The 11,220-nt window shown below is 46.8% G+C and carries 11 protein-coding genes; 4 read left to right on the forward strand and 7 right to left on the reverse strand.

Annotated features, from left to right (window positions below; genetic code table 11):
• Nucleotides 1-395 (forward strand): CARDB domain-containing protein (locus tag MO867_RS18360; RefSeq protein WP_305884248.1); only part of this gene is annotated, 395 nt, incomplete at its 5' end.
• A gap of 139 nt (nt 396-534) precedes the next feature.
• On the opposite strand, the gene MO867_RS18365 is transcribed toward MO867_RS18360, so the two are convergent.
• Nucleotides 535-783, reverse strand: coding sequence for a hypothetical protein (locus tag MO867_RS18365; protein ID WP_252471877.1), 249 nt, complete (start codon nt 781-783; stop codon nt 535-537).
• Between the two features lie 171 nt (nt 784-954).
• Nucleotides 955-2,043 (reverse strand): hypothetical protein, encoded by a 1,089-nt coding sequence (locus MO867_RS18370; RefSeq protein ID WP_252471878.1) that lies wholly within the window; start codon nt 2,041-2,043, stop codon nt 955-957.
• A gap of 620 nt (nt 2,044-2,663) precedes the next feature.
• On the opposite strand from MO867_RS18370, the gene MO867_RS18375 reads away from it, so the two are divergent.
• Nucleotides 2,664-3,611: a GlxA family transcriptional regulator gene (locus tag MO867_RS18375; protein ID WP_252471879.1), complete on the forward strand. Its 948-nt coding sequence runs from the start codon at nt 2,664-2,666 to the stop codon at nt 3,609-3,611.
• Entirely contained in the window at nt 3,608-4,870 is a 1,263-nt protein-coding gene (locus MO867_RS18380; RefSeq protein ID WP_252471880.1) for a S41 family peptidase, read from the forward strand. Before MO867_RS18375 ends, MO867_RS18380 begins: the two co-directional genes overlap by 4 nt.
• Before the next feature lie 71 nt (nt 4,871-4,941).
• Here the strand turns inward: MO867_RS18380 and MO867_RS18385 are convergent, their stop codons facing one another.
• The 4 genes from MO867_RS18385 to MO867_RS23825 all read right to left on the reverse strand — a co-directional run bounded on the left by MO867_RS18385 (nt 4,942) and on the right by MO867_RS23825 (nt 8,947).
• Nucleotides 4,942-5,955 (reverse strand): zinc-dependent alcohol dehydrogenase family protein, encoded by a 1,014-nt coding sequence (locus MO867_RS18385; protein WP_252471881.1) that lies wholly within the window; start codon nt 5,953-5,955, stop codon nt 4,942-4,944.
• Nucleotides 5,952-6,470, reverse strand: a complete 519-nt coding sequence (locus MO867_RS18390; protein WP_252471882.1) for an SRPBCC family protein — start codon at nt 6,468-6,470, stop codon at nt 5,952-5,954. Before MO867_RS18390 ends, MO867_RS18385 begins: the two co-directional genes overlap by 4 nt.
• A 1,318-nt stretch (nt 6,471-7,788) precedes the next feature.
• A complete protein-coding gene (locus MO867_RS18395) occupies nt 7,789-8,331 on the reverse strand; it encodes a hypothetical protein (protein ID WP_252471883.1) in 543 nt (180 codons plus the stop codon).
• 1 nt (nt 8,332) lies between these two features.
• On the reverse strand, nt 8,333-8,947 hold the full coding sequence (locus MO867_RS23825; RefSeq protein ID WP_252471884.1) for an AHH domain-containing protein: 615 nt from the start codon (nt 8,945-8,947) through the stop codon (nt 8,333-8,335).
• Nucleotides 8,948-9,682: 735 nt separating this feature from the next.
• Between MO867_RS23825 and MO867_RS18405 the strand changes: the two genes are divergently transcribed.
• Complete coding sequence (locus MO867_RS18405) at nt 9,683-10,426, forward strand: hypothetical protein (protein WP_252471885.1); 744 nt, start codon at nt 9,683-9,685, stop codon at nt 10,424-10,426.
• A 506-nt stretch (nt 10,427-10,932) separates the two neighbouring features.
• Here MO867_RS18405 and MO867_RS18410 read toward each other — a convergent pair.
• The coding region (locus MO867_RS18410) for a hypothetical protein (protein ID WP_252471886.1) at nt 10,933-11,220 on the reverse strand (288 nt) is incomplete at its 5' end.

Consider the following 11,220-nt stretch of genomic DNA (forward strand, 5'->3'; position numbering starts at 1 on the left):
GCCAGCTGGCCCCCTTTGCTATCGCCAAGTGTGTCGGTCATTGTGGGAATCTAGGCCTGTGTGTTTGCAACAAGCCAGATCTAATCGTGAGCCAAATCTATGATCCTATCTGGAATCCTGGCACCGGGCAGTCGATGATCGTCGTTGATATCACCAATATAGGGGCCCTTGCTGCACCTGTGAGTCAGGCTCGTCTTGTCGATCCAGATACCCTATCCAATGATGTCCAGGCGACTCCAGCTATTCCAGCCGGCGGTACGGTAAGCATTGTATTTACTTTGGGTTACTGGGTATTTGATCCGGATGCTGTACTGGAAGTAACAGCTGACTTTGCTGACGTTGTTGATGAGTGTAACGAGAATAACAATACAATGACTTATGCAGAGCAAGGCTAAGCTCCTGGCTTGTTGATTCGAGGTGTAATACTTGGCCTGTCAATGAAGTGCTTAACTACTCGATGAATCTCTGAGGGCTTGCGGATATGTGCCGCAAGCTCGGTTTCAGAAAGTTGGGGTAGGGTTTTTCAACCCGTTGTTAGCTGGTGAGAAAAACATTAATAACCTGGCAAGTTTCTTTATCCACCGGGGCATTGGGCTGCTCGTTGCCGACGGTTTGCTCACCGGGTATTTTGGGCAGAACCAGATACATACGGGGATAAGCGCGTACTATATAGTCGCTCTTATTTGCGCTTAGCCAGGGGTACTCCTCGACTATGGCGGCAACGCCTCTTGCCAGAGCAATACCATCCGTGCAGCTATTAGGGCTAGTCGCGGTTGTTAGCATAGCGAAGACTACTGAAGAAAGATCCATAAGCTTTTGATGCTCTGGTTGGCGATTAAGCGCTGTGCCACACAAGGTTTTGCCGGGAAGTATAGCTGAGTCGGAGACTGATCTGTAGGGATAGGCTTCTGTGTCCGGGGGAAGTGGCCAGCGGGGGGCCGGCCACTATAATCGCTAGGCCTGCTTCGCAAGCAGATCTTCAGTTTTGGTCCATGTCTGTGTTTCCGTAGGGCTGAATAACTGGGATATGAGCTTTGGCATTACATAGGCTAGGCCCACAAAACCAAGTATCACACGCAGTATGAACATATCCAGCCAGAAGATAATACCGGCGAGTAGTGCGGCAATAATTAGCGGTGGCAATGTGGCTTGCAAGCGTGAGCGCTGGATAAGCTGGTAGTCCATTGATTGGGGCAATCTTTTCTCAATACGTTCTAATGCATGCGCTTTCACAGTTTGATTCAGGAACTCTACGGAATGGGTCTTATCCCCGTGTTGAATGGTAATGACATCTGAATTGTGGTTGCTACTTAATGAACTGATTTCATTGAGGGGGATACGGGCCGCGTTCTCAGATTTGCTTAAAGCGTATAGCTCTTCGGGAGACTTACCTTGCTGGTACGCGGACTGTACTGCACTGGCTTGATTTTTATGAATATCGAAGTAAACGAGCTCGCCTTCTTCCAGGGCCACCAGATAATGGTCATCAATATCGAGCCAGGAAATTTCGGTATAAAACCCTTTAGGTAATGCTTTCTTAGACTCCCTAACGAACAGCAGTGTCAGAATCCAGTACAAGCCCAGGCATATACCTGCGGCGATAGGTCCTGCCTGAATTAAATTACCTGTGGGGGTATTGTTCTCTAGCTCTCTCTGAACATTTACAGCTAATTCGTGGTTGTAAATATCATCTTGCGGGTACCAGACTTCGATCGACTGGCCTTCATCATACTGACCAAAGATGGTTCTGGTGATTTCTGCAGAAGACTCAAAGGTTTCATCCTCATAGGTAAAGCTATAACTCATATAGTAGTTAGTACGAGAGCGCTTCTTACCCTTGCGATTACGGTACTCTTCCTCCTCCTGATTTAGCTCTAGAATTTGTGCATCGAGAGCCTGATGGTTTTCGACCCAGCGTAAAGCTTCGCTGTTTGCATGCGAAAAAAACTCAGATACCAAGTATGTGGAGGCGAGAAAGAGCAAAATACAAATAGTACGTACCAGAGATTTTCTCTTTTGTCCTGGTGACTTTTGTAACTTCATTTAAAATATCCTTGCTGTGCTTAATGTATTTGGTGCGCCGGTACCTTTAAATCGCCATTTTGGCATTCGATGGACGCAGACAAGTAAAGTTTTCGGTCGATAAAGACTTGCCTTGTAAGTGACTAAACGAATTAGGCGAAGATTAACGTTAATAAAATTTTGTTTTATTGATTGAAATTACAGTGATTAGCGTTGAATGAATTTGATGTTTATATGTTCGTTGGTCCGGAAAAATCTTAATGTCTGTAAGTTCTATAGTTTTGTGGCTTGATATGAGTGATAAGTAGTCAAGTTGGGACTTGTTGTCCGAAACCAAGTTTTGATGTAATTACTATCTGCTATTTTATAAATTTGTTAGTCAATCGATATACCATCAGAAAGACAGGGTGTGGGTTGTTGGTCACTGTCCGGCTAGATTTACTGACTTGTGGATTTTCTATTTGCTATGTTGTTCGAACGGCTCAACTGGTAGCAGTTTCAATCTCCGATAGTGTGTAGATATTTAATTTATTTCTCCTGATTAGATTAATATTTCAAAAAAACCAAATGTCTGTTTTTGTCGTAATTATGTCATTACTGACATTTCTGCGGGGATAGAATAGGGCTATAGAGGAGATACTATGACAAAGAAAATAGGTTTTTTTATTGCCGATGGTTTCCAGGCTTTAGACCTTTTTGGCCCCCTCGATGCCTTTATGGAGACAAACAGTTTTGTCAGTGAGGCCTACTCAAGCTGCCTTATTGGGTTGAGCGATGCTCCGGTAAAAACCTGTTATGGGCAAACAGTATCAGTGGATTTTGATATCTACCAATTGCCAAAAATCGATTATCTGGTGATTTGTGGGGGGGCAGGAATGCGACACTTGCGGCTGGGTCCCAAACAGATCAATGCATTGCGCTCGATTGCAGATGGTGCGGAGCGAGTGCTGAGTATCTGCACAGGTGCTTTTGTACTGACTGAAACATTCCCCGAGCAGGGACACCGCGTCACCACCCACTGGCGCCACTGCCAGCAGCTTTCTGATCAGGCTGTTAACTATCAGGTAGAAGAGGACCCGCTGTTTATCGAAAGCGGAAAATTTTGGTCCTCTGCGGGCATATTGTCTGGGGTAGATCTGGCTTTAGAGGTCATTCGCCGGGATCAAGGCAACACCATAGCCGCCAGCGTGGCCAAAGATCTGGTGGTTTACCTGCAGCGCAGGGGCGGGCAATCCCAATACTCAGATTTGTTAAAAGTGCAGTACAGCGACAGTCTAAGACTTAATCCATTGCTGGAGTGGTTGGCCGAAAACTACCCAAAGCCGATTAGTGTTTCTGATATGGCTGAACGCATTGCCGTAAGTGACCGCCAGCTAACCCGTCTATTCAAGCAACATTTAAATAGCACGCCGGGGCACTATTTAAACCAATTGCGATTAAACCATGCGCGGGATTTGATCACTTGTGAATCCCAGAATCTGGTACAGGTGGCGCGGCAAGTGGGTTTTGCCAGCTATGATAGTTTCCGCAGAGCATTTCAGGGGCAGTTTGGAGTATCTCCGTCCCACTTCAGCAGGAATCAAGGATGAAATACAGAGTTCTCCTATGTATCAGTTTATTTGTATTCACCGGTAAAGCCTATGCGCTTGATGTTGTGGAAAGGCGTTTATGGAATGAAGATATTCGTCAATTGCAGAATCTGGTGAAAACGCGACATATCGATCCCTTCGCCAATATTGGGCAACCAGAATTTGATTCTCAGGTTGATAAGCTGATCGAGAAGTTGCCGGACTTGAACGAAGCAGAAGTGGAGGTGGGAATCATGCGAGTGATGCGGGGTATTGGCGATGCGCATACCTCTTATAATATTATGTCTGGCCTGCACAGACACTATCCTTTCCGGTTTAAATATTTCGATGAAAAGCTTCAAGTGGTGGACACAACGGCGGGATATAAATTTTTACTGGGGTCGACGCTAAGCGGTATCAATAATTACACCTTGCAGCAACTTCAGAAGCGGCTAGCCCCCTATGTAAACTACGTTGAAAACCCCTATAGCTACAAACTTTCCTTCAGTTTTCATATCACCGTGGCCAAGTTTCTCTATGGCACTCGTATTAGTGATAGGCCTGATTCAGTGAATTTTCATTTCACAAAAAACGGGAAGTCTATCTCTGCAAATGTGAATTCAGTAACCATGAAAAAATTTGCAGCACTGAGTACTCAGTATCCAAGATTGGAACCTGAAACTCACTTTTCGGCCATTGAACTGCCGGGCATTCAGCTGGCCTTTCTGGGCGATCGCGATATTGCTTATCTCGATTTTGACAGTTATCCAGAGTTTGAACAGCTGCGCAAGGTGTGTAAAAAAATTACTGACGCCATCCGTAAGAACGGGGCTCGAAATCTTGTAATAGATTTTCGTGGTAATCATGGCGGGGACTTTTATGTAGGACTGATTCTCTCCTCCTGTATTCAAGATCTGGATCAATTCGACTGGCACAAGGGTATTTTTGTAATGACGGATGAGGGCACCCAGTCAGCGGCGATGAGCAATGCGGCACAGTATCAACAAATCTTGAATGCCACTTTGGTTGGAAGTCCCACGGGGGCAGATCCTAATATCGCTTCTGAAACTAACCACTTCACGCTCAAAAATTCCAAACGGAGTATCAGTATTTCGAAGCGCTACTATGGCTTTACACAATCGTCTAGCGATGCCCTTTACCCTGACTTACCGATGACGACCAGTTGGGAAGACTACAAGAAGGGTAAAGACGGGGCCTTGTTACAATTGCTAAGTTATATTCAGAAAAAGGACCATGGTAACCTGGTGAAATCCCAATAGGTTGTTTAAGCCGCACTGTGAGGATCGATAAAGGGGTAAAAGTGCGGCCATGGATACAGAGGTCCGTTAAGTCACCACTCCACACAGATCTTGCCAAAATGCGATCCGCTGGCTTGGTACTCAAATGCCGTTGCCAACTTTTCCATGGAGTAAGTTTTGTCAACAATTGGTTGTATCTGATTAGCTTCCAGTGCCGCTACATAATCCTGCTGGTCTCGGCGGCTCCCCACAACCAAGCCCTGTAAGCAGGCCTGCTTGGCCATCAATAACGCGGTGGGCACTTCTCCAGATCGTCCGGTTAAGACACCGATTAGGGAGATATGGCCACCAACTCTCACAGCCCGGATCGACTGCTCCAAGGTGCCGGGCCCACCGAGTTCGATAATGTGGTCTACCCCTTTGCCCTTTGTCAGTTCCAGTACCTTATCTGACCACTGAGTATGGGTTCGATAATTGACGCCCTCGCTGGCCCCGAGTTTCTTAGCGCGCTCCAGTTTCTCATCTGATGAGGACGTCACTATCACTCTCGCCCCCAACATATTGGCGATCTGAATCACGGCAATGGATACTCCACCGGTGCCCAGGGTTAGTATTGTGTCGCCGGGTTTTACTTTGCCGTCTGTTACCAGCGCCCGCCAAGCGGTCAGGCCGGCAGTAGTAATGGTTGCGGATTCCGCATGAGACCAGCCTTTGGGGGCCAGGGTGAAAGCGTTCTGATTCCGCACAACAAATTTTGCCGCCATACCGTCGATACCGTCACCGGGCGTATGGGCAAAAGTGCCCACGGATGCCATTGCCGAACCTGATGGCCACTGCGGGAAAAAACACGACACTACAGAATCGCCAACCAGGAAATCAGTAACCCCCTCACCAACCGCATCCACATTACCGCCGCCATCAGACATCAGAATACGTCCGTCCTCGCTGGGGATACTGCCATTGGCAACGAGAAGGTCGTGAAAGTTCAGAGAAGATGCGCCAATGGCAACACGGATTTGGCCGGGCCCAGGTACTCCGGGGTCAGTGATATCACTCACCGAGATGTTTTCTAAACCGCCGGGTGCTTTAAGTGTTATTGCCTTCATGATTTCTCTCCTTTTGTTTTGAGCGCTGCCGCCACCAAGCCTTGTAACCAATCCTGATGGCCATTAATCATAGGGTTGGGCTGGGTTTTTGCTAATTCAATGGCCGGTAAACCATTTTGCGTTTCCTGGGTGAGTATACGTACTCGATCACCCGACAAATCTTCAATTAACCAAGCATGGTGAACGTCCAGACGTGAGTCTCCCTCACCAGCCCAACCATGCCAAGCTAGCCGTGCAGGTTGGCCTTTTATTGGAGCGACGTGCTCTACACAGCGTGCTTCAACAGGGAAACCAAAGGTTTCGAAAGAAAACGGTATTTGCTCTCTTAGCTCAGGGCCTTGGCCATCCTGGAATTGGATATTGGCTGAGTTTGCATAGTAGCTGGGCCATACAGAGGGGGTATTTAACAGCGGCCAAATATCTGCTGTTGCTAGTCCGGCAATAATCACTTCATTGGAACAGTAATTATCGGTAAACCCTGGGACAAAGCCCTGCGGCCAAATGATCTCGCTCATTGTGATTTCCTCTATATTGCTATTGGTTTCTCGGTCGTCTACCTGAGAAGGTTCATAGGCAGTACACTAAGCCTGGAAAGCGCATTCCGAAGCGCTGGCATGATCATAGCGCCTGCGACATATAACTCTAATTTTTAATGATAATTAAAGGTGTAAGTAATATTTATATCATTCTGCATTCAACGCTGAAGTGCATCACTATTTATGCCGCTACGGCAGCAGTATATCCCGCTAAGCCTTGCTGAGGGTTTTGTAATCCAGTGTTTCTCTGGGGCGATCATTTAATAGCAGCACAGCTATTTCCACATCCGCCTGGCCTCCTTCGCTATCGCCAAGTGTGTCAGTTGTTGTGGGAATCTAGGGTGTTTTTTCTGGCTACTCTTGTTGATTTAACGAATGTCAAAACGCATGTCTATTCAATTTTTTTGATTCAGAAAGTCAAAAAATCACTAGGTCAATTCAAATGGGTATTAACGTTGGGTTTGTAGTCGTTTCCTGTCATGTCTATATTTTTATTAAAAATGAAGTCCTTAAGGGTAGTGAGGGAAGTTGACTGGATATAATAGACAGCCAGTGTTAATGGCTCTATGTCGACAACTATAATAACTCGGGGAAGGCTGGAACATTAGCTCCTTGAGTCCCTTGTCAGGTGATGGACGCAATATTTAGGATCGAAGCAAGATCTAGACTTCCCGCTTTTCTAAATAGAGTGATATTCAGAGGATTTGTGTGTTGCGACAGCGAAAATGTCAGCTCAACTGAGGCTTGAAGATTTTTAGCTGTTAGCTAAACGATAATAAATATTACGAAGAGTAAAAGAGAGAAAATGGTGGGCCCTCCGTCAACCGAATTGACTTCCTAACTCACTGATATATATGGACATTGTGTTCACCCCATATGCCATGGGCCCCCAGATGTGCCCCCAAATGCTTTGCATAGGGCGCAAATTTCCTCTTCTATGGTCCCCGCTTTTCTGTGAATTTAGGCGGATATTTCCATGCCAATAGGCAAGGCTGTCTGTGGCAGATGCTGCTAATGACGCGAACAAAACCTTTATCGGTGTCAACATTTGTCAACAGGTGAGGGGCTCTCTTGATTGTGGAAAAACCTTCCTCAGTAGGTAAGAGTTAGCAAGTGCCAATCCGGCAGGGGCTGTAGAGGGCTGCCCTTGGGTGTGGGCTAATTATTTTAGTCCAAAAAAAGGCTGAGATTTCTGGCCCGGCCAGTGGTGGGCCTCAGGTATTCTCAGGCTGGGGCCCAGTAGCGAAGTAGGGAGCCTGCCTTTGCTGTCCGGGTTCACAGTGGCAAGGAGGTTGCTTTAGTAGGGTGTTAGTTTGGTGCTAAACAGCAACCCATCAAGCTTTTCAGACTCAACTATGTCTTTGAAGGCATCAGTGCAATAGATGCTGATAAACGATTCTTTAGTCCTGAAAGCTGGCACATCCTTGAGCTTGGCCTTATCGAATTCAATACCTGAGAGTAAATTACCTTTTCGTGTGACAGAGCCAGGCACTACAGCATCTAAGTCTTCAGCAATTGTGAGTGGATTGAATAGGTAAAACTTTGCCTTCTGGTGAGTACATGGCAGAAACTCGCCGTAGGGGCCTAGGACACCCTCTAGGGTTTTATAAGCTGATTCATGCAAAACGAGATAGTTTCGACACATAGATAGCGTAGGAATCTCGGGGAGGCCATCTTCTAGGCTGAATTGAACTTCCAGTGGTATCCAGTCGTCAGCGTAGTTTGTTGGCCTTGTGTCGATAATGAAGTCATCATCCCCGCGCTTTTCTTCTACCTCATCGATGTCGAAATGTGGAACCATGAAGTCAGTGAAGTTGGTAAATACTTTGTAGATTTCCACATTAAGCTCCAAGATGTTTTCGTACTTCGTCTGCGGGCAACATAACATAGTGCGGGAAGCTGGAGAATTTGAGGTCGTATTCGATTCCTCTGAGCAAGTTCGTAACATTCTCTTCTGTTATATCGCTAATATCTAATCTGGCGAATTCGTCTTCTAGCCACATGTAATAACCCAGTCTATGAATACGGGAGTGGGGGATAGCTTCGGGCATTTTGGGGTGTGGAGTGTCAGCTGTGCTTCTGGGTAGCCAAGTCCCATTTCTTATGTCATCTATCCTAATCCCTACCCGGGCTAAGATAGCCCTTGCCGGAGTGGCCCTTGAGTGGCCCCCTGAAACAATGGCATGTGCATCACAGTTTCCGCCGGGGTGGGGTTTCCCGTTTTTCTCCATGAACTTCCCAAGCCGGGTGGAGTCATGCTCCTCTTCCCTTATCTCTTTCCGAGACATTGTGACCGACTCCTGTCGGTACTTGTCGAGAGTTTCCTCAACTTGGTCAATGACCTTTAGAGCCATGTAGTCAGCCCTAGTAAGGTTCTTTTTTGAAACAAACCTATCAATTGCCACTTCACGGCGGTCTTTCAGGTAGTACGGCTTCGGCTGCTCATAGTGTCCCACTGCTCCCTTCCTCTCTGTCAGTACGTAAGAGAAGAGAATACAAAACCTTACTGAGGGAATATAGATACACGGAATTACATTTCTAACTTTCTTTACTGGCCAATTTATTTCGACTTAAGTTGGTGGGCTGCCCAGCCTCTAGTGACACTGATTTCAAGCCGTGATTTGATAAGGATATCAATGAGATGCCAAATATGACCCCGCGCCTGAAAGAGTGCTCCAGGTGGCTAAGGCCTGCCATCGACCTACAGAAAACCTTTATTTTCGCCAAAGTGTAGGCATTTGGGGCTGCGTATCTCGATATGCCTTGCATGTCAGTTCCTTGCAGCTCTTCCGCGCGTACTGGTCGCAAAACTCTGAGGAGGTGACAATGGGGCGCATCTTGTGCTGAAGGGGCCTATGTGGCCGCCTAAGCCGTTTTGCTGGCCTTGGGGGCGTGTCGGTACTGATATGTCTTAACGATGCGTAGGTAGCGCCTGTGATTCGAAGTAAACACTCCGAGAGACTGCCTTAAGTGGTGCTTCCGTACAGTTGAATTCTGCTGTTTATCAGGACTAAGCTTTCACTTCTTCAAATCACAGTTGCCCGCCTGAGGGTTTTATCAGGTCTCGTTAAGTCGATTTGTTTTTTCATTCCCATTATTCTTCGTGGCAACTAGCCGGGAATCCTCACTGGTTGTATGTGGGGCAGGCCAATCTATCGCTTGATTTTTTAGTAAGTAGGATTATCAGTTACATGGACATTCTGGAAGAGCTTAAACGATTAACGGCGGATGATGAGCGTGAAAGCATACTTTCTTCGATAAACAACTTTAAAGACTGGGTAAGCGAAGTAGGCCCCTTGCTAGTTGATGACCCAGAATGCAAGACTAGGTTTGAATTATTAACGAAAAAGGCTGAGGACCATCCTTGGATTTTTCTTAATTTTCCTAATAGCCCTATGAGAGACGCTTTCCGTATTGCAGTTCGGTTCACAAGAGAGATGGAAGTCAAAAGTATTAAGGGAAATGCCCTTGAGGGGGTTAAATCAGGGAATTCTGCATACGTTAGCCAAGAGAGATTGAAGCAATTAGAGTCCTTGAAATCTGATTTTGATTATTCTCGATTAATTGCATTCCTTAAAGAGATTAATCTTGCGTTTGAGAGTGAGATGTTTTTTTCAGTGGGATGCTTACTCAGGTCAGTATTAGACCATGTCCCCCCTGTTTTTGAATGTCCAAACTTCAAGGGAGTTTATAGTAACTATTCCGGCGGTCGTTCCTTCAAATACTCAATGAAAAACCTGGATGACCAAATAAGAAATATTGCGGATTCATATCTCCATACCCATATACGAAAAAAGGAGTCTCTTCCAGAGCCTCAGCAAGTAGATGTCCGTACATTGCTTGATAAGCTGCTAGAGGAAGTAATCCGCATTGAAGGTGCCAGGCACTCCCAAGACGCGACTCAAGGACCTCTGCGGCTTCCTGAGCGGTTTTAGTGGCCTTGGGTGTGTGTTGGTGTTAGTCCGTCTTGGCGATGCTTAGGGAGCGGCTCAGTAATTCTCAGTAATTTTACTCGGGCGGCATTCGCTGATAACTAGGGCTTCAAGTCTGAACGGGCCAAAAGCCTCTCAACTTACGCTCAGAGTGCCAGACCCCGAATTAGGGGTTTGAGCTGCCAGCTCTCAATACGGCTTAGGTTCTCAGGCTCGCGCCGGTTCAGTTCGTCACGCATCTCAAAGAAGGATTTAACGAGACGCTTTTTTTAACTCTTTCACCACACCGATATTGTGCATAAAGGTGATTAGCGTAGTAGCCTGGTGTTCATTGAGGATTGCGTACTCGGTAGGGCGTCCACCCCCTGATATTGAATTCCGCGTTTCAAACGCGATAGGGCCAAAGCGGGAATTCCCGCTCTGGGATAACTTTAAAGGTCTGCTGGCCTCCCTTGGCAAGGGCGCCCTGTTTCAAGGCCCCCTTGCACTATGAGCCAGCTAAAAACACCTTACTGCTTGCCCTCCAGGCGCTCCAGGTCTTCACGCTCACAATCGATTAGGTTTGCCCACTCATCGGCAAGGTGAGCGCCGATAACTGCCAGCTCTTGGCTAGTGGAGTTGCTCTCGGATATCTGGCTAATGCTGTGGAAGAGGGTGCGCAGCTTGTTTAGTGATTCCAGGCTGAGATTTGCGAGGTCGAGTGAGCGAACAATAAGATTATCGGCTTGAGGGATAGATACAACTGGGGCTTGGTTTGCCATGGCTTGGGCTCCTTGTATAAGTGAGCCGCTGCCCGT

The sequence above is a fragment of the Microbulbifer okhotskensis genome (assembly GCF_023895975.1).
Taxonomy (GTDB): Bacteria; Pseudomonadota; Gammaproteobacteria; order Pseudomonadales; family Cellvibrionaceae; genus Microbulbifer; species Microbulbifer okhotskensis.